18 protein-coding genes are annotated in these 18,497 nt (G+C 59.4%); 7 read left to right on the forward strand and 11 right to left on the reverse strand.

The window, feature by feature from the left end; genetic code table 11:
* Entirely contained in the window at positions 1 to 1,125 is a 1,125-nt protein-coding gene (gene gmd, locus ACP0GE_RS00610; protein ID WP_424830076.1) for a GDP-mannose 4,6-dehydratase, read from the reverse strand.
* A 159-nt stretch (positions 1,126 to 1,284) separates the two neighbouring features.
* Between gmd and ACP0GE_RS00615 the strand changes: the two genes are divergently transcribed.
* Positions 1,285 to 2,589 carry a UDP-glucose dehydrogenase family protein gene (locus ACP0GE_RS00615; RefSeq protein WP_424830077.1) on the forward strand — a complete coding sequence of 435 codons (1,305 nt, stop codon included), beginning with the start codon at positions 1,285 to 1,287 and terminating at the stop codon, positions 2,587 to 2,589.
* 5 nt (positions 2,590 to 2,594) lie between these two features.
* Here the strand turns inward: ACP0GE_RS00615 and ACP0GE_RS00620 are convergent, their stop codons facing one another.
* Entirely contained in the window at positions 2,595 to 3,596 is a 1,002-nt protein-coding gene (locus tag ACP0GE_RS00620) for a sterol desaturase family protein (RefSeq protein ID WP_424830078.1), read from the reverse strand.
* A 108-nt stretch (positions 3,597 to 3,704) separates the two neighbouring features.
* Here ACP0GE_RS00620 and ACP0GE_RS00625 point away from each other — a divergent pair, with 108 nt between their 5' ends.
* Complete coding sequence (locus tag ACP0GE_RS00625) at positions 3,705 to 4,595, forward strand: LysR family transcriptional regulator (RefSeq protein WP_424830079.1); 891 nt, start codon at positions 3,705 to 3,707, stop codon at positions 4,593 to 4,595.
* Here the strand turns inward: ACP0GE_RS00625 and ACP0GE_RS00630 are convergent.
* From ACP0GE_RS00630 to ACP0GE_RS00640, 3 genes are read right to left on the reverse strand one after another with little or no spacing between them, the layout of a single operon-like run.
* Positions 4,568 to 5,641, reverse strand: a complete 1,074-nt coding sequence (locus ACP0GE_RS00630; protein ID WP_424830080.1) for a helix-turn-helix domain-containing protein — start codon at positions 5,639 to 5,641, stop codon at positions 4,568 to 4,570. The two genes, ACP0GE_RS00625 and ACP0GE_RS00630, sit on opposite strands and share 28 nt — an antisense overlap.
* Positions 5,642 to 5,701: 60 nt before the next feature.
* Positions 5,702 to 6,445: a hypothetical protein gene (locus tag ACP0GE_RS00635; RefSeq protein WP_424830081.1), complete on the reverse strand. Its 744-nt coding sequence runs from the start codon at positions 6,443 to 6,445 to the stop codon at positions 5,702 to 5,704.
* Positions 6,442 to 6,963, reverse strand: coding sequence for an RNA polymerase sigma factor (locus ACP0GE_RS00640; RefSeq protein ID WP_424830082.1), 522 nt, complete (start codon positions 6,961 to 6,963; stop codon positions 6,442 to 6,444). The genes ACP0GE_RS00635 and ACP0GE_RS00640 overlap by 4 nt, the downstream gene beginning before the upstream one ends.
* 96 nt (positions 6,964 to 7,059) lie before the next feature.
* Here ACP0GE_RS00640 and ACP0GE_RS00645 point away from each other — a divergent pair, with 96 nt between their 5' ends.
* Positions 7,060 to 7,641 carry a YceI family protein gene (locus ACP0GE_RS00645; RefSeq protein ID WP_424830083.1) on the forward strand — a complete coding sequence of 194 codons (582 nt, stop codon included), beginning with the start codon at positions 7,060 to 7,062 and terminating at the stop codon, positions 7,639 to 7,641.
* Here ACP0GE_RS00645 and ACP0GE_RS00650 read toward each other — a convergent pair.
* The 6 genes from ACP0GE_RS00650 to ACP0GE_RS00675 form a co-directional block, all read right to left on the reverse strand.
* Positions 7,638 to 8,684, reverse strand: coding sequence for a trans-3-hydroxy-L-proline dehydratase (locus tag ACP0GE_RS00650; protein ID WP_424830084.1), 1,047 nt, complete (start codon positions 8,682 to 8,684; stop codon positions 7,638 to 7,640). The genes ACP0GE_RS00645 and ACP0GE_RS00650 overlap by 4 nt on opposite strands.
* A gap of 10 nt (positions 8,685 to 8,694) precedes the next feature.
* Positions 8,695 to 9,933 carry an NAD(P)/FAD-dependent oxidoreductase gene (locus ACP0GE_RS00655; RefSeq protein WP_424830659.1) on the reverse strand — a complete coding sequence of 413 codons (1,239 nt, stop codon included), beginning with the start codon at positions 9,931 to 9,933 and terminating at the stop codon, positions 8,695 to 8,697.
* Positions 9,934 to 9,935: 2 nt separating this feature from the next.
* On the reverse strand, positions 9,936 to 10,862 hold the full coding sequence (locus ACP0GE_RS00660) for a proline racemase family protein (RefSeq protein WP_424830085.1): 927 nt from the start codon (positions 10,860 to 10,862) through the stop codon (positions 9,936 to 9,938).
* Positions 10,853 to 11,812, reverse strand: a complete 960-nt coding sequence (locus ACP0GE_RS00665) for a dihydrodipicolinate synthase family protein (RefSeq protein WP_424830086.1) — start codon at positions 11,810 to 11,812, stop codon at positions 10,853 to 10,855. Before ACP0GE_RS00665 ends, ACP0GE_RS00660 begins: the two co-directional genes overlap by 10 nt.
* A gap of 159 nt (positions 11,813 to 11,971) precedes the next feature.
* Positions 11,972 to 13,030: an ABC transporter ATP-binding protein gene (locus ACP0GE_RS00670; protein WP_424830087.1), complete on the reverse strand. Its 1,059-nt coding sequence runs from the start codon at positions 13,028 to 13,030 to the stop codon at positions 11,972 to 11,974.
* Positions 13,027 to 13,833, reverse strand: coding sequence for an IclR family transcriptional regulator (locus ACP0GE_RS00675; protein WP_424830088.1), 807 nt, complete (start codon positions 13,831 to 13,833; stop codon positions 13,027 to 13,029). Before ACP0GE_RS00675 ends, ACP0GE_RS00670 begins: the two co-directional genes overlap by 4 nt.
* 153 nt (positions 13,834 to 13,986) lie before the next feature.
* Between ACP0GE_RS00675 and ACP0GE_RS00680 the strand changes: the two genes are divergently transcribed.
* The 4 genes from ACP0GE_RS00680 to ACP0GE_RS00695 all read left to right on the forward strand — a co-directional run bounded on the left by ACP0GE_RS00680 (position 13,987) and on the right by ACP0GE_RS00695 (position 18,454).
* Positions 13,987 to 15,246 (forward strand): ABC transporter substrate-binding protein, encoded by a 1,260-nt coding sequence (locus tag ACP0GE_RS00680; protein WP_424830089.1) that lies wholly within the window; start codon positions 13,987 to 13,989, stop codon positions 15,244 to 15,246.
* Positions 15,247 to 15,343: 97 nt separating this feature from the next.
* Positions 15,344 to 16,267: a carbohydrate ABC transporter permease gene (locus ACP0GE_RS00685; protein WP_424830090.1), complete on the forward strand. Its 924-nt coding sequence runs from the start codon at positions 15,344 to 15,346 to the stop codon at positions 16,265 to 16,267.
* Position 16,268: 1 nt separating this feature from the next.
* The gene (locus tag ACP0GE_RS00690) at positions 16,269 to 17,117 is read left to right on the forward strand and encodes a carbohydrate ABC transporter permease (protein ID WP_424830091.1); all 849 of its coding nucleotides are present in this window, start codon (positions 16,269 to 16,271) and stop codon (positions 17,115 to 17,117) included.
* A complete protein-coding gene (locus tag ACP0GE_RS00695; protein ID WP_424830092.1) occupies positions 17,114 to 18,454 on the forward strand; it encodes an alpha-glucosidase/alpha-galactosidase in 1,341 nt (446 codons plus the stop codon). The genes ACP0GE_RS00690 and ACP0GE_RS00695 overlap by 4 nt, the downstream gene beginning before the upstream one ends.
* Positions 18,455 to 18,497 lie beyond the last annotated feature (43 nt).

The following is an 18,497-nucleotide window of genomic DNA, read 5'->3' on the forward strand; positions in this document are numbered from 1 at the left end:
TTATCCGTTCTCCAAAGTGACCGGCAGTTCCAGCCCGTGCTGTTTCAGCAAGGCGTGGCGTTTGGCGGTGATCAGGTCTTCGGCCACCATTTCAGCGCACATGTCCTGCACAGAACAGTCAGGCTCCCACCCCAGTTTCTGCTTTGCCTTCGAGGCATCGCCCAGCAGGCTGTCCACCTCGGCCGGGCGGAAATACTGCGGATCAATGCGCATGATCACATCGCCCGGTTTGAGCGCGGGTGCGTTGTCACCTTCGATGGCTGTGACAGTCGCAATCTCATCCACGCCTTCGCCGGAAAACTCCAGCACAATACCCAGCTCGGCTGCGGACCATTCGATAAACTGCCGTACGGAATACTGCTTGCCAGTGGCAATTACGAAGTCTTCCGGTGTTTCTTGTTGCAGCATCAGCCACTGCATCTGCACATAGTCCCGCGCGTGCCCCCAATCGCGCTGGCTGTCGATATTGCCCATGTACAAACAATCTTCGAGCCCCTGCGCGATATTGGCCAGCCCGCGCGTGATCTTACGGGTCACAAAGGTCTCGCCGCGGCGCGGGCTTTCGTGATTGAACAGAATGCCGTTGCAGGCATACATCCCGTAGGCCTCACGATAGTTCACCGTGATCCAATAGGAATACAGCTTGGCCACCGCATACGGGGATCGCGGATGAAACGGCGTCGTCTCGCGTTGTGGCCGCTCTTGCACCAGACCGTACAGCTCGGATGTCGAGGCCTGATAGAAACGCGTCTTCCGTTCCAGCCCCAGAAACCGGATCGCCTCGAGCAAACGCAACGTTCCCAGAGCATCCACATCCGCCGTGTATTCCGGCGCCTCAAAGCTGACCGCCACATGGGACTGCGCCCCGAGGTTATATACCTCGTCCGGCTGCACCTGCTGAATGATGCGGGTCAGGTTCGATGTATCGCTCAGATCGCCGTAGTGCAGTCGCAGTTTCGGGTCGGGCTCATGCGGGTCCTGATAGATATGGTCGATCCGTTGCGTGTTGAACGATGACGCGCGCCGCTTGATCCCGTGAACCTCATATCCCTTCTCCAGCAACAATTCCGCCAGATAAGACCCATCCTGCCCTGTTATGCCTGTAATCAACGCAGTCTTGGCCATGAATATGCCCCGCCCTGTTCCAAAACCCTTTTCTTCTGTTCCAAAGACAGTAAGAAGCCCGGGAAAGCAACCCATGGGGCGATCAGGGATTGAATCCACTCGCGGATTGCAGGACTGTGCAGCCTTTAGGCTGGAACGACGAAAAAAGGAATTTGAACGATGCGCATTGCGATGATTGGCACCGGGTATGTGGGGCTTGTGTCCGGTGTGTGTTTCTCGGATTTTGGCCATGATGTCGTCTGCGTCGACAAGGCGGAAAAGAAGATTGACATGCTTCAGTCCGGCGAGGTTCCGATTTACGAACCTGGCCTCGACGTGCTGATGGCCAAGAACGTCGCCGCGGGCCGTCTGAGTTTCACCACCGATCTGGCCGCCGCCGTGGATGGTGCGGATGCCGTATTCATTGCAGTTGGCACCCCGACCCGCCGAGGGGACGGACACGCGGACCTGACCTATGTCACCGCCGCCGCGAAAGAGATCGCACAAGCGGTGACCGGATATACCGTGATCGTGACCAAATCGACCGTGCCTGTCGGAACCAACCGGATGGTTCACAATGTGGTTTCGGAAACCAACCCGGACGCGGATTTCGATGTCGCCTCAAACCCTGAATTCCTGCGCGAAGGTGCGGCGATTGACGACTTCATGCGCCCCGACCGTGTTGTTGTTGGTGTTGAAAGCGACCGCGCCGCCGAAGTGATGGCCGAAATCTATCGCCCCCTTTACCTGCGCGACTTCCCGATCCTGACCACTGATCTGGAAAGTGCCGAGATGATCAAATACGCCGCCAACGCATTTCTGGCGACCAAGATCACCTTCATCAACGAAATCGCGGGCCTGTGCGAACGGGTCGGCGCGGATGTCAAAGAGGTGTCGCGCGGGATCGGTCTGGATGGCCGGATCGGCAACAAGTTCCTGCATGCAGGCCCTGGCTATGGCGGTTCGTGCTTTCCCAAGGATACGGCCGCGCTTGCGCGGATCGGGCAGGATCATGCCTTCCCGATGCAAATCACCGAAACTGTCATGCGGGTGAACGACGAAGTTAAAAAGCGAATGATCGAAAAGATCCGCGAAGCCTGTAACGACAGCTTCAACGGCAAGACCATTGCGGTTCTGGGGGTGACCTTCAAACCCAATACCGACGACATGCGGGATGCACCTTCACTGTCCATTGTGCCCGCCCTGATCGGTGGCGGCGCGAAAGTTCGCGTTGTCGATCCGCAGGGCCGCGCAGAGGGCGAGGAATTGCTGCCCGGTGTCGAATGGTCCGACGACCCTTATGCCGCCGCGCAGGATGCCGATGCGGTTGTGCTGCTGACCGAATGGAACGAGTTCCGCGCCCTGAACCTGACCGAACTTGCCGAGGCCATGAACACGCCGCGCATGATCGATCTGCGCAACGTCTATTCGGACACGCTGGTGCTGAATTCCGGTTTCGAATCCTATGTCGGTGTCGGGCGCTAAGCGCGTTAGCCACTCATCCAGATTTTGCGGCGACGCTCTTTTACCAAGTCATTCCCCTCATCGGTCCCATCGTGGAAGGTGTTGAACCATTCATCCCAAGGCGTTTCCCACGTGCCGTAGTTGCAGTCGAAGAACTTGTGGTGAAGTTGGTGAAAGAAATCCCCGACCAGGAATTTGCCCTTGTTCCCAAATTTCACATGCTCGAATCCCGCATGAGAGGTTGGTGCGCCGATCCCATGGTGGAACAGCAGGAAGATGGCGTGAACCGGGTGCGAGGGAAGCAGAAAAAAGATCATCGTATCGAACATCAGAAAGAAGCTTTCGACCGGATGCATCGCCAGCCCTGACCATGGGCCGGTATTGATGTTGCGATGATGCCAGGCGTGGACCCTGGTATATAGGACACCCACATGCAGCAGCCGGTGCAGCCAGTAGAAATGGAACCCCGCCCAGATCGGGATGAACACCACCATGGCAACAAACCAGAGCGGATTGCCGTCGAATGTGATCATGGTGATCCAGCCTTTGGCATAGGCGTGCAGAATGAAGCACTCCCAGACGGTCCAGAAAGTCAGCGCCGGACCAAGGGTCCAGAACATGTTGTCCCAGACCTGGTTTTTGAAGGTGAACACTTTGGCCCCCTTCATCATCGGTCGCATGTCATACCGATATTCATCCTGCTGCGTACGGAACTTCCACAGGGCCAGATGCAGGCCGCCTGCAACCACGATCAGAATACAGAAATTGCGGAACCAGATTTCGGCCACCCAATCCCAGCTGAGCGTTTCGATCCGCGCCAATGAAGGTGTCAGATAGTTCCAGGTGATGATGGCAAACACCAACAAAAGCGCGCGCAGCGCCAGCGGGTTCCAGCTTTGCAGCAGGTATTTCAGCGCCGCCAGCGGCTTCATCGGCCAATCCCAATACGGAGAGGTCTGGATAGGCAGCTGCGGCGTATAGTTCCAAATCTTGCGTTTGGGGCGCGGCGGCAAAACTGGTTCTGACATGGTGTGACTCTTCTGGTCTGTTTACTGACAGAAACTGTACCGACCTTCGCATGCAGCCCAGAACGCTATGTCTTGCAGGTCAGGCCAAGTTTTGCTTAGCCTGACTGAATGTCGACCCGGATCCCTTCTCTCAACTGGTTGCGCGTGTTCGAAGCAGCCGCCCGCACCGAAAGCTTTGCGCGCGCCGCTGTCCAACTGAACATGTCCGCCGCAGCCGTCAGCCAGCAGGTCAAAGCGCTGGAAACCCGCTTGGGCACGCCGCTGTTCCACCGTCACGCGCATGCGGTGACCCTGACCGAGGCCGGGCGCGCCTATCTGCCGTCGGTCCAGCAATCGCTGTTAATGCTGGAAACGGCCACCACCGGGCTGTTTGGTGAGACGCGGGAACAAAGGCTTTATGTCCAATCCGTACTTCTGTTTGCCCATGGTGTTCTTGCATCAGGATTGCCCGGGTTTCAGGCGGCGCACCCTCAGATCAACCTGTCTTTGTCCACCGGCAATGTGATCTCGGACTTCGCCAACCGATTTACCGATCTGCAGATCGTCTTTGGCAATCCCGCCCTGTTCAACACCGAAAGCGATGAGCTGTTGCGCGAACATCTCTATCCTGTGGCGCTACCCGAGATTGCGGAGCAAATCGCCAAACCGCAGGATCTGTTGAAGTTCACCTTGATTGAGGTTTCAACGCACCGCGCCAGCTGGCCCCGCCTGTTTGAACACCTGCGCCTTCCGGCAGGGCAGGCGCGGTATTTCTTTGCTGACAATTCCCTTATGGCCGCCGAACTGGCCGCCCATGGCAGCGGCGTCGCACTGGCTCGTGCCCCGGCTTCGGACCGGATCATCAGCTTGTCCGGGCTTGTGCCCTGCCTTCCCGACATCGCCTGCCCAGGACAGGAGGCCTATCATCTGGTCTATCCGTCCAGAACCTCGATGCGCCCCGCCGCGCGCGTATTTCGGGATTGGCTGATGGATTACAGCGCCGCGGTCCAAACGCGATAGCGGCCTTGCCCTGTCACCTCACGGATCAATCCCCGCCGCATAAACAAATCCAGATTGCGCTGCGCCGCCGCGCGCGAGGCCTGCGTCAGCTCTTCCGCCAAGGGGGCCGAGACCATGGGCCAGGCCGTCAGAACATCGATCAGGACCGGGGGAGTGCGCCCGCTCAGATCTGATATGGCTTCTTTCGCGCGTTGTTCCCACGCATTGATTCGGTCAAGATGCAGCAGCGCCGCCAACGTCGCCTGTCCAGCGCCGCGCAGCCAGGCGGACAGTTTTTCCGCCGGGTCCCCGACTCCGCGTAGTGCCCCGGGACCAGACAGGGCCAGTGGCATGAACAGCGCCCCACCCCGCCCCATCGCAGCCGCATGACGCGCGGCGATGATGGCAGCCTCGGTATCCTGCCCCATGCGCTGCGACAGCGCGCGCCAGGCATGAAATGCAATGGCAGCCTGAGTGACCGGGTGCAGCCCCGCAGCATTTTCCATCACTTCACCCAAATCGGCGACGGTTTCGGGCACGTCTTCGATACCCTGCGCCATACGATCCAGAAAACCCGCAAGGCCGGTATCCCAGCCGTCCTGGGATGGTGTTGCCCCCGAGGTCAGCCGCCGCACCGCCCATCCGGCCCGAAATAACGCCTGGACATCATCACTCGTCGCGCCGATCCGCAGCCCGATCCATAAAGCCAGCCGATCAACGCTGATGCGATCGCCGGTCCACCAGCCTAGGTCGGACACTTCCATCAGCGCAAGGCGATGACCCCAGCCGGTTGGGCCCGCCCGCAAGCGTTCGTCCAAAGCTCCGAAAGTCGCGGCAAGGTCGGCCAATTCAAAGGACAGCTCATCCTGCGCCGCGCGCCAGTCCCGGGGATCGAACAGCAAGCGCTGGTCCGGACGAGGTCCGGGGGTCAGAAAATCGACCTCGCCCTCTTCGTCCGGCGGGGGCATGAACCACAGGTCTTCCTCGTCGGTCGGTTCGGCATCGTAGATACTCGCCGGGCCGATATCGGCCTCATCCGGGTCAGGAAGGGTGTGTTTGGGTTTCATGCCCGGTATTCTTCGAGCATTTCGCGCGGTTCACAAGCGGTTTTCCAGCACCATTCCGGCTCAGCCCGAAAAGCTGGATGTCAGAATATCCAACTGACCGGACAGATCAGTCTGCGCATCATGGCCCAGCACCATGTAACCATAGCCATCCTGCGCCCATGTCGCTGTGGCCAGCCCGCTCAGCACGGCCTGTTTGACCGGCTTGTCTTCGGCTGCCGCACCCTGACGAATGACACAAAAGGCAAAAGGCTGCCCCTGTGCGTCGGCATAGACCATCTGAACCAGAGGTTTGCCCTTGAAGGACAAAACCTGCGCCCGTTTCAGGTTCAGGTCGGGCAGGTTCTCCAACACCTCTCGGTTCAAAGACCGGCCCAACTGCGCTTCGGCCTGCGCGAATTGCGCATCAAGCGCTGCTGGCGAATTGTCCAATCCGGAAATTGTGTCCGGCGCGTAAAGGGACTGGTAAATTGCCGCCTGGGCAGCCCAGCCCAGCTCGGCCGGGCGCGTAGCCCAGAACGTCGCCGAAACAGCAATCACCGCCACGGATGCGGCCACCGCGATCAGACGCATCAAACCGACAGGCTGCGCAGCGGGCGCAAACCCGGGCGCGGGCAAATCGACCGCAGGCGTTTTCGCAGGCACGCCCTGAAACGCGTCGTGAACCACGCCGGCAATCGGATCCAGCGCCATCAACCGCGCCTCCAGTTCGGGGTCGGCTTCAACGGCGTTCTCAATCGCGCGGCTCTGATCGGCACTCAGAGTCCCTTGCAGATAGGCCAGCAAATCTTCGTCTTTGAACGTCATTTGCCACTCCGTTGGGCGCTGGCCGCATCGGGCTGCATTACAGTTCTCAGCTTCTGCCGGGCGTTGGACAACCGGCTCATGATCGTGCCGATGGGAACCTCCAGCAGCGCGGCGGCCTCGCGATAACTATAACCTTCGACGAACACAAGCATCACCGTTTCCCTCTGCGCTTCCGGCAGGTGCATCACTTGGGTAAACACTTGAGCGGCGAAAATATTCGTTTCCGCATCGGGACCGGCGGCTACCAGTTCGGCCTCGGGCGTCACCGACAGGGCCTGCGCCTTGCGCACCGACCGCGCGCGCAGTTCATTCAACCAGATCGAGCGGCAGATCGTCATCAACCAACTGTCCAACCGCGCGTGCGATGTGACCTGATGATGCCGCTCTAACGCGCGCAAGCAAGTCGCTTGCAGCAGGTCATCCGCAATATCCGGCGTCCCCGACAGCGCGAGACCAAACCGCCAGACACGTTTTGAATGTGTCTGGATCGCGCCGCGCACGGCCTGTTCGGAACTCATCTCACCACTCATCGAATAAAACGCGACCTGTGTGTGTTTGCTTTGCACGAGCCGGGCCCGTGGGTTCAGGACTGACACAGACTCTGGAGGAATGAAATGAAACTTCTACTCAAAACCATCACGATCGCGTCGACAATTATTACGGCTCCGGCCTTTGCGGCCAACTGGACGCTGGTTTCGGATGCGTCGCATCTGGCCTATGGCACCGTGAAAATCGACGATATCGGCGAGGTCAATTCCTTCACCAACCTGTCCGGTCACGTAGGCGATGACGGTTGGGTCGACATTCAGATCGACCTGTCTTCGGTTGAAACCAATATCGACATCCGCAACGAACGTATGATCGAACATGTGTTCCGCAAGGCGGCCATGGCCACGTTATCGGCCCAGATTGATATGAACGTGGTCTCACAACTGGACGTGGGGCAAAGCGAAACCTTCGAGGTTGATGCCAAACTGTCTCTGGTAGGTACCGACGTCGATTTCACAACCGAAATGTTTGTCCTGCGTCTTTCCGAAACATCCGTCATGGTCTCGACCAATGACATGGTCTTTATTAGCGCCGAAGATGCTGGCGTGACGGCAGGCGTCGACAAGCTGATGGAACTGGCTCAGCTACCTGGCATCACCCGAACCGTGCCGGTCACTGCGCGGTTGATGTTCAGTCAGGACGGCTAGGGCCTGGCCTTTGGCGCGGCGGCACCCCATGTGTCGCTCAGCCGATAACCGCCGGGCCATGGGTCATCCGGGTCCAGCATGTGCTGATGCGTCCCGGTGATCCAGCCCCGGCCCGAGATTTCCGGCACAATCGCTGCGCGCTCACCCACGCGCGTGGCTTCCACGATCCGGCCCGTGAACTGCGAGCCGATGATCGAAATGGCCTCAAAGCTCTGGCCCGGTTGCATCTGGCCTTTGGCAGCCATCAGCGCCATCCGGGCCGACACCGCCGTACCGGTCGGGGACCGGTCAACCTTGCCCGGTTGAATCGCCACCGCCGATTTGCCGCGCAGTCCGGTCGGAGTTTCCTCCAGCGGGCCGCAGAATGCACAGAACGAAATATGGTCCCAATCGGGGTTTTCCGGGTGGGAAAACCCAAGCTGATCATTGGCCGCATTGGTGATTGCCACCCCCAAACCTGCAATATCCCGAGCCTCTGCCCCGACAATCTCAAAGCCCAGCGCGGCAGCCTCGACCACAACGAAACTGTCGCCGCCATACGCCGTGTCCACGGTCAAAGTACCAATGCCCGGCACCTCAAGCGGGACGCTGATCTTGCCTGCAAAACTGGGCAGGTTCTGCACGAATATGCGCTCGGCTTTGCCATTGCGGCACTCCGCCCGCACCCGCACCAGCCCGCCGGGCGCCTCAAGCGTCATGTGGGTTTCGGGTTCCTGCATCGGGATGATCCCGCCATCCAGCAGCACGGTCGACACGCAGATCGAGTTCGACCCGGACATGGGTGGCGTGTCCTCAGGCTCCATGATGATAAAGGCGGCATCAGCCTCGGGGTGTTTGGGCGGCACCAGCAGGTTCACGTGGCGAAACACACCGCCGCGCGGCTCGTTCAGAACAAAGTTGCGAAGGGTCTGATCACTGGCGATGAAGGCGCGTTGTTCCCACAACGTGTCACCCGGGGGTGGCGTCACCCCGCCGACAATGACATCACCCACTTCACCCTCGGCATGGGCCGAAATCACATGAACGGTCTTGCTGCTGCGCATCGTACCCCTTTCAGAACCGCGTGGCCGAGAAGACCTCGACCGGAATTGGCGGTGCTAGCCCGTTGATCATGGCCGCAACCATCTCGGCGGTGCCAGCGGATTGGGTCAGGCCCAGATGGCCATGCCCAAAGGCATACACCACGTTCTGCGCACTCGGCGCAGGGCCAATCACCGGAATGCTGTCCGGCATCGAAGGGCGATACCCCATCCACTGTGTACCGCCCTCGGTTTTAAGTCCCGGCAGGAATTGCTGCGCCTTGTCCAGCAAGGTCTCGGCCCGTTTGAAGTTGGGCGGCAGTTTCAGCCCGCCCAGTTCGACCGCTCCGCCGACCCGCACACCGCCATTGATACGGGTGGCAACAAAGCCGTGTCTTGGGAAGGTCAGGTGCATCCGCAAATCAAACGCGCCCTGAGGCAAGGTTGTGTTGTACCCGCGTTCCGTCTCAAGCGGGATGTGATCTCCCAGCGTCCGCGCAAGGTGATGCGACCACGCACCTGCGCACACCACGACCTTGTCCGCATGCTCTGCACCCACTGCCAATTCGACGCGCACGCCATCGGGTGTTTGCGCCAGACTTCGAACATCCCTTTGCTCGATCTGCCCGCCCAGATCCCGGAAGGCCTGTGCCAGATGTTCGACCCAGGATTTCGGATCAATCGTGTTCATCCAGTCCGGTGTGAATCCAGCATGGGTAAACCGGGGGCTAAGACCGGGTTGCTTTTCCGCAATGGCCTTGGGGCTTTCCAACAGTTCAAATTCGATCCCATGCTGGCGGCGCAGCTCCCAAGTCGGCAGGGAAGCCCTGAATTCGGCCTCGCTTTCATAAAGCTGCATCTGACCATCGCGCTGCATCATGCTTTCGCCATCGACAAGGTCAATCTGTCGGTTCACCGCGGCCTTGGACAGCTCCATCAAACTGACCTGAGCACCCAGTAGTCGGCGATACCGATCCGGTCGGCTGGCCCGCCAGAACCGGAACATCCACGGTGCGATTTGCAATGCGTAAGCCGGAGGGATGGAAAGCGGGCCCAGCGGGTCCAGCAACCACTTCGGGGCCTTTCGTAAAATGCCAGGTGTGGCCAGCGGCTCGACCTCGGTAAAGGCAAAGGCACCGGCATTCCCGGCCGAGGTCTCTGCGGCGATCCCCTTGCGGTCAAAAACCCGAACCGAATGGCCCAGCCGCTGCAGCTCAAGCGCGGTGCTGATCCCGACAACGCCCGCGCCTATGACGATGACTTGATGCATCAGGGTTAAATGCCCTCTTTAAAGGGATCGTTCGGATCGAATATCAGCCGCGCCTCGGACATCACATAAGCCTGACCGGTGATCGACGGGATGACTCCGCCACCCGGCCCCGGCTGATAGGATAGCCGATAAGAGCTGCCGATCACACTTTCCTGCACGATTTCCTCACCTGCCGCAAGCGCGCCGTCCGCCGCCAGACAGGCCAGCCGAGCCGAACAGCCCGTGCCGCAGGGCGACCGGTCATAAGCATCATCCGGGCACAGCACAAAGTTACGGCTGTGCACGCCATCCTCGGGGTTGTTTTCGTGAAAGATCACGTGATCGATGGGCTCGCCCTGTTCACCGCCGACCCCCTGCGCAATCGAGGCTTCGCGGATGGCGATCGCCGCATCGGTCATCTGTGGGATATTGACGGGCTTCACCGGAATCGGGCTGGGGTCGACAATAAAGAACCAGTTGCCGCCATAGGCCACATCCCCGGCGACCTGCCCCAGACCGGGCACATCCAAAGAAACTGCGCGGTGCACCCGACGACTTTCTATATTTGTCACCGTCACCGTATTGGCGTCATGCAACTCCACCGTCACCACACCGGCGGGGGTTTCGATACGGTGGGTTCCAACGCCGATCCGCCCCAGATGGGCCAGCGTCACGGTCAGCCCGATGGTGCCGTGACCACACATGCCCAGCACCGCGTCGACATCGAAATAGATCACCCCGGTGGCACAGGATGGATCAACCGGCTCGACCAGTAGCGCCGCAACCATGGCGGGCTGCCCCCGTGGCTCCAGCATGACAGACCGGTAAAACGCCTCATGCTCGGTCGCCAAACGGCGCGCGCGCTCGGCCAGAGGGCCCGATCCCAGATCAGGCGCGCCATCCAGAATGACCCGTGTGGGCTCACCGCCGGTGTGGCTGTCGATCACATGCATTCAGCGATCACTCCACCCTGTTTCGACCAATCGGCGAACCAGGTGCGGAACAGAGCGTATTGTTGCTCGCAATAGTTACGCTGTGCATCGGTCAGCTCATCCGTTTCATTGAAATGCAGACGGTATTCGGGTTCCCCGTTCAACACCAGCAGGTGTTTGTAATACAGAACCAGATCCGGCCCCTCATCAAAGCTGGACAGGACGTGGAAGGCTTCGGTCAGTTCCTGCGCGCGCTGGCGCGCCTCGGCGTGACCGTCCGCCGCTTTCTGGGACAGCGCGGCCAGCAACAATGCCTCGCGCGGCAACGCAGTGCCGATCCCGGTGATCGCTCCGGTCGCACCGCAATTGACAAAGCCATGGTAGACCTCGGTGTCGACACCGACCATCAGCGTGACCTGATCATCTTGACTGGTGATATTTTCCGCCGCATAGCGCAGATCGTCCTTACCGCCAAACTCCTTGAACCCGACAAGGTTCGGGTGCTCAGCGCGCAGGGCAAAAAACAGATCGGCCTTGGTGGCAAAGCCGTAATAAGGGCTGTTGTAGATGATCGCAGGCACATCCGGTGCAGCGGTCAGAATGGCCTTGAAATGGTTTTTCTGCGCTGCAGGCGATGTACCGCGCGACAGAACGCGCGGGATAACCATCAACCCCGCTGCGCCCACTTTTTGCGCATGGGCTGCGTGGGCAACCGCTGATTTCGTGTTGACCGCCCCTGTGCCCACCACAACCGGCAGGCCCGCATCGATAAGGCGCTCAACCCCCTCCATACGCTGCTGATCGGTCAGCAACGGCCAATCTCCCATCGAGCCACAGTAGACCACAGCCGACATACCGGCATCGATCATTTCGCGGCCCTTGCGCACCAGCGCATCGAAATCCGGCGTTCGGTCTTCCTTGCACGGTGTCATCAAGGCGGGCATGGTACCGGTGAAAACGTCTGTCTGCATGATTTCAATCCTTTGAAGGGGTCTTACGCTGGGGCCGATCATTCGGTTCAGAATCGCAATATCGGATATTGGATACAAAATCCATATTTTTCCACCCGCACGAAAAAGCGTGACCTCCCCGACCGGGACGCCCTGATGAATTTGTCTGAAAGAATACGCCTAACGCAAGCGCTGACCAGTTTCCGGATCAAACAGCATCGCACGCTCTGGCCGCACTGAAAGGCCGATTTTTTCGCCCTGTGCGCTGCGTTGATCATCCCGTTCTTCGACGATCAGCTTGTCCCCATTCGGTGTCAGCAAATAGGAATAGGAGACACCACCCAACGCCTCGGTCAGATCAACGGTACAGGAGTCGCCGGCGCGGTCGACCTGGACATGTTCCGGCCGAATGCCAAGCGTCACCCTTTTTGCATCCGAAGGCACTGAGCCCGTCACCGGGATGGTATCAGTCAGCGCAGGATGCCGGACCACACCGTTTACAACGTCACAGTCCAGAAAGTTCATCGCAGGTGATCCGATGAAGCCGGCCACAAACCGGTTATCGGGATCCCGATACAAATCCATCGGAGCCCCCACTTGCTCGATCCGCCCATCCCGCAGCACCACGATCTTGTCGGCCATGGTCATCGCCTCGACCTGATCGTGGGTCACGTAGATCATCGTCGCGCCGATTTCGTTATGCAGCCGCGCGATCTCGACCCGCATCTCGACCCGCAATTCCGCGTCGAGGTTTGACAGCGGCTCATCGAACAGAAACACCTCGGGGCCGCGTACAATGGCCCGGCCAATGGCGACGCGCTGACGCTGCCCGCCGGACAAAGCCTTGGGTTTGCGTTTGAGGTATTGATCCAATTTCAGGATGTTCGACGCTTCCTGAACCTTCTTCTCGATCTCGGCTTTGGCCACGCCGTTCATGCGCAGGCCAAAGCCCATGTTCTCGGCAACGGTCATATGCGGATACAAAGCGTAGGTCTGGAACACCATCGCCACACCCCGCTTGGCCGGATCCATATGGGTCACCTCACGGGCTCCGATGTGAATCTCGCCTTCCGAGGTCTCCTCAAGACCGGCAATCATCCGCAACAGAGTAGACTTCCCGCAGCCCGAAGGACCGACAAACACACAGAACTCACCATCTTCGATCTGCAGGTCGATTCCGTGGATCACCTGTGTCTGACCATACCGCTTGATCGCCTGGTTCAGTGTTACACCCGTCATGTCGCTTGCATCCTGTCGCTACTGGCCAACTGGCGGCTCTCGGGGAACCGCCAGGCCTGCGCCTCGACTCCGATCTGATCGGCCACATGCCGAACCCGCGGAATCCAGGCTTCCAATTGGTTGAAATCCATACGCTCGGTCGAACCGGTGACCGAAATCGCCCCCAGCATGCGCCCGCCTGCCGTCAAAATCGGGCAGGCAATGCAGATGATACCGGGCTCATGTTCTTCATCGTCAATGGCATATCCGCGGCTGCGGATCAGTGAAAGATCGTCCCGCAGCGCCTGCTCGGACGCCAGCGTCTTGTCGGTGAACCGGTGATAGCTTTGCTGTGAAACAGCCCGGTCCAGCGCCTCATCCTCCAGAAACGCCATCATCGCCTTCCCGACACCGGTGCAATAGGCCGGGCCAACCTTACCGGCCTGCGAAAACATCTCGACCGGTTGGGCCGCGTTGCGCTTGTCGACATAAAGCACCTGACTGGAATCGAGCTGCGCCAGATGGACCGTTTCTCCGGTTTCGCGGCTGAGCGCGTCCAGAAATGGCCGCGCAATCGGTGCCAGCGAACTTTGCGTCCACGCCGCATGGGCCAGCCGCACCAACCGCATGCCGGGCGCATAGGTCTGCCGGTCAGGGTCATAGGACAGCATGCCCTGATTGGTCAGCGATTGCAGAAACCGATACAGGGTCGCTTTGGGAAAATCGCTGTCGTCCAGCAGCTCCGCAAACCTGACCGGGCGCGCGAAAGACGCCACCTGATCCAGCACGTCACATGCTTTGCCTATCGTTCCATCACCTGCCACGGGCGCCAGTTCTCCTCCTCTTGACCCACCGCCATCCTCACGAGGGTCTTGACAAGACTAACCGAGTCGATGTGTAGTTTTCAATATATAAAACACGGTTTCATTATTTGGAACCTTTGAATACCAAAAAATGGAAGCTTAAGGGAGGAAACCATGCATTCCATGTTCAAGCGCACTGCGGCCGCGCTGGCGGCCAGTGTGGCACTTGCCGCGCCTGCCGCGGCCGAACTGACCGGCGAGCTGCGAATTTTCCTTGATACATCGAACCCGGCGCCGCGCGCGACGATGGAAGCGATGATCGAGCGGTTCGCGGCCCAGCACCCCGGGCTCGAGATCGAAACCACCGTGATCGACCGCGAAGCCTACAAGACCCAGATCCGCAACTTCCTGACGGCGGACACGCCGGATGTCGCCACATGGTATGCGGCCAACCGCATGAAGCCTTATGTCGAGGCGGGTCTGTTCGAAGACGTCTCGGACCTGTGGGCGGAACCCGAGATTGCCGACAACCTCGCCTCGACCAAAGGCGCGATGACCATCGACGGCAAGCAGTGGGGCGTACCCTATACCTACTATCAGTGGGGCGTTTACTACCGCAAAGACATCTTTGATGAACTGGGCCTGACCGAGCCGACCACCTGGGAAGAGGAACTGGCCAACTGCCAGAAGATCGTAGATTCGGGTCGTGCCTGCTATACTATCGGCACCAAGTTCCTGTGGACCGCCGGTGGCTGGTTTGACTATCTGAACATGCGCACCAACGGCTTCGACTTCCACAACCAGCTCGCCAATGGCGAAATCAGCTGGGAAGACGACCGGGTCAAACAGACCTTCGCCAACTGGAAACAGCTGATCGACATGGGTGCGTTCATCGACAACCACCAGACCTATAGCTGGCAAGAGGCCCTGCCGTTCATGGTCAACGGTGAAGCAGCCGCGTATCTGATGGGTAACTTTGCCGTTGCACCGCTGCGCGAAGCAGGTCTGTCCGACGATCAGCTGGACTTCTATCAGTTCGTTGCGATCAACCCGAATGTCGAACTGGCCGAAGACGCGCCGACCGACACGTTCCACATCCCGGCCAATGCATCGAACAAGGAGGCGGCGCGTGAATTCCTGCGTTTCGCTGTCTCGGCGGACGAGCAGACAGAAATCAACAACGGCGCCAATCTCGGCCAGTTGCCGGTGAACGCACAATCTGCGGTGGATGACGACAAGTTCCTGCAGCAGGGCTTTGCCATGCTGTCGTCGAACAGCCCCGGCGGTGTTGCCCAGTTCTGGGACCGCGACGCACCGGCTGAAATGGCCAAAGTGTCGATGGAAGGCTTCCAGGAATTCATGGTCAAGCCGGACAACGCTGACCGTATCCTGGCCAAACTGGAACGTGCGCGCGAGCGTATCTACGACAACTAAAACCGGCCAAGGTCGGGCTATGCCCGGCCTGCACCTCAAACCTGCGTAAGGCGGGTGCAAATCCGCCTTACCCCGTCTACCTAACCCCGAGTGTCTCATGTCAGCCATCGACGCCCCCGAACAGGAAAGCTGGTTCCACAGAAATCAGCAACGCATCGCACCCTGGCTGTTTCTGGCCCCGGGGCTGCTGTTTTTCATGGTCTATGTGATCATCCCGGTCTTTCAGTCCTTCAACCTGTCGCTGTACGAATGGGATGGGTTGGGTGCCGCGGAATATGTGGGCTTCCGCAACTATGAAGACCTCTATTGGGAATGGGTCGACCGGGATGCCTTCTACATCTCACTGAAAAACAACCTGATCTGGCTGGTTCTCTACCTGCTGGCCATCCCCGCGGGCCTGTTCATAGCCCTGTTCCTGAACCAGACCGTCTGGGGCATCCGCCTCTATAAATCCCTGTTTTTCTTCCCATTCGTCATCTCTCAGGTGGTCGTCGGTCTTGTCTTCACATGGTTCTATGATCCGACCTTCGGCCTGTTGAACGAGTTCCTCGGCCTGTTCGGGCTTGGCCCCCTCAACGTGCTGGGCGACGAGCGGTTCGTGACCTACGGCATCATCTTTGCCGGTCTCTGGCCGCAAACCGCCTATTGCATGATCCTCTACCTCACCGGCCTGAACGCCGTGGACCCCGAACAGATCGAGGCCGGGCGTCTGGACGGCGCCAAGGGTGCCCGAATGCTGTGGCACATCATCCTGCCGCAACTGCGCCCCGCCACTTTCATCGCCTTTGTTGTCACCATCATCGGCGCGCTGCGCAGCTTCGACCTGATCTCGATCATGACCCAGGGCGGACCTTTTGGATCGTCCCGCGTGCTGGCCTACTACATGTTCGAGGTCGCGCTATCCGAATACGGTTTCCGCATGGGATACGGCGCCGCCATCGCGGTGATCCTGTTCCTTATCATGCTCTGCTTCATTGCCTACTTCCTGTGGTCGATGTACCGAGAAGAAAAGGGGCACTGAGATGTTTCCCAAACCCATCGAAAAACAACCCCGCGCAGCTCAGATCACCTATCAGGCCATGCTGCCTCTGGCCCTGCTTCTCTGGCTTGGTCCGTTGCTGGCGGTTGCCCTGTTCTCGGTCAAACCCGCGGCGGATTTCACCAACGCGAACTATTGGGGCCTGCCGTCCAGCTTTGAGGGCGCATTCAACTATGGGCAGGTCTTTTTCAACTCGGACATGCCGCGGTATCTGCTGAACTCGTTCCTGATCACCGTCCCGACCGTGATCGGAGCCGTCGCCCTCAGCTGCATGACCGGGTTCGCGCTGGGGATCTACAAGTTCAAATCGAACCTCTGGATCTTCTTCATGTTCGTGGCGGGCAATTTCGTGCCCTTCCAAATTCTGATGGTACCCGTCCGCGACCTGACACTCGAGCTAGGCCTCTACAACACCAAAACCGGCCTCGTCCTGTTCCATATCGCCTTCCAAACCGGGTTCTGTACGCTGTTCATGCGCAACTTCATCCGCGCACTTCCGTTCGAACTGATCGAGGCCGCGCGCGTCGAAGGCATCAGCGAATGGCGCATCTTCTGGTACGTCGTGCTGCCGCTGATGAAACCCGCCATCGCCGCGCTCAGCGTGCTGATCTTCACCTTCATCTGGAACGATTATTTCTGGGCCGTTGTTCTGACCCAAGGCGCTGAAAGCCAGCCTGTCACCGCAGGCATCACCAGCTTTAACGCTCAGTTCCGGGCCGCCTATCAACTGATGAGCGCCGGTTCCATCGTTGCGGCCCTGCCGCCGGTGGCCATGTTCTTCCTCATGCAGAAACACTTCATCGCGGGCCTGACCCTCGGAGCTGTAAAATGACAAAAATCTCATTTATCGGCGCAGGCTCCACGATTTTCATGAAAAACATCGTGGGTGACGCGCTGCTGACTCCGGCCCTCTGCGACAGCCATTTCGCATTGATGGATATCGACGCTCAGCGTCTGGCCGAAAGCGAAACCGTGGCCCGCGCCATGATTCGCGCGGTTGGCACCGGCGCAACCGTAACCACCCATACCGACCGCCGCGAAGCGCTGGACGGCGCAGATTTCGTCATCACAGCCTTTCAGGTCGGAGGCTACGAGCCCTGCACCGTCACCGATTTCGAAATCCCCAAACAATACGGGTTGCGCCAGACCATCGCTGACACGCTTGGCGTCGGCGGCATCATGCGCGGGCTGCGCACGGTACCGGTTCTGTGGGACGTCGCGCGCGACATGATGCAGCTCTGCCCCGATGCGACGCTGCTGCAATACGTCAACCCAATGGCGATCAACACCTGGGCACTGGCCGAGCAATTCCCGGCGCTGAAGCATGTGGGCCTCTGCCACTCAGTCCAGAACACGGTCGAAGAACTGGCCCATGATCTCGACCTGCCCAAGGATGAATTCCGCTACAAGGTCGCAGGCGTCAATCATGTCGCCTTCTTCCTGAAGCTCGAACATCAGGGTCGCGACCTCTATCCCATACTGCGGCAGGGTTATGCCAGCGGGAGTCTGCCCAAAGCGCCGTTGCTAATGCCGCGCTGCCCCAACACAGTGCGCTACGAGGTGATGGACCATCTCGGCTATTTCTGCACCGAAAGCTCGGAACATCTGGCCGAATACGTCCCCTGGTTCATCAAGGATGGCCGACAAGACCTGATCGAGCAATTCTCGATCCCATTGGACGAATACCCCACCCGCTGCGTCGAACAGGTCGCCCACTGGAAAGAACAGGCCAAAACCCTGACTGATGGCCGCACTATCGAAGTGACCCGTAGCCACGAATTCGCCGCCGACCTGATGAACGCCATTGTCACCGACGCGCCCTACGCGGCCTACGGCAATCTGCCGAATACAGGCCAGATTCCGCAACTCCCGCTCGGTGCCGCGGTCGAAACCCCCTGTCTGGTCGACAGCAATGGTGTGCAACCCTCGGTGGTCACAGACATTCCGCCGCAGTTGATCGCGCTGATGCGCGGCCAGATCAATGTGCAGGAGTTGACAGTCCGCGCGCTGGTCGATCAGAACCCGGAATACATCTATCACGCCGCCATGATGGACCCGCACACCGCCGCCGAGCTGGACCTGCGCCAGATCCGCAATCTTGTCACTGACCTGCTGACCGCCCATGCCGACTGGCTGCCCGACTGGTGCCGACCGGCGCGCGCCGCCTGATCTTCATCTTTTCACAAATACTCAATTTCAACCCGAGCCACCA

Origin of the sequence: Ruegeria sp., from assembly GCF_965243365.1 — a bacterium.
In the GTDB taxonomy this organism is placed as follows: Bacteria; Pseudomonadota; Alphaproteobacteria; order Rhodobacterales; family Rhodobacteraceae; genus Ruegeria.